This window comes from Pseudomonas sp. C11 (assembly GCF_034683865.1).
Classification (GTDB): domain Bacteria; phylum Pseudomonadota; class Gammaproteobacteria; order Pseudomonadales; family Pseudomonadaceae; genus Aquipseudomonas.
In genome coordinates this window covers 1-241 of the sequence record NZ_JAWIIP010000084.1, presented here as the reverse complement: position 1 = coordinate 241, position 241 = coordinate 1, and the positions used below count along the sequence as shown (strand labels likewise).

The 241-nt window shown below is 53.1% G+C and carries 1 pseudogene; it reads left to right on the top strand.

The annotated features are described in order from the left end of the window. Nucleotides 1-159, top strand: a pseudogene (locus VC352_RS25010) (protocatechuate 3,4-dioxygenase subunit beta); the annotation flags it as partial. Between the last annotated feature and the right edge of the window lie 82 nt (nt 160-241).

The window sequence follows — 241 nt, the reverse complement described above, 5'->3', positions numbered from 1 at the left end:
CCGCTGATTCATCTTTGCCCCATCGTCAAGTCCATCTCCAACCCTGACTCGGTGCAGACGCTGATCGCCAAGCTGGACATGTCTACGGCCAATCCGATGGATTGCCTTGCCTATCGCTTCGACATCGTGCTGCGTGGCCAGCGCCAGAGCCATTTCTAAAATATATAAGGATGGATGACCATGCCTGTTGAATTGCTTCCGGAAACCCCTTCGCAATCTGCCGGCCCCTATGTGAATATAG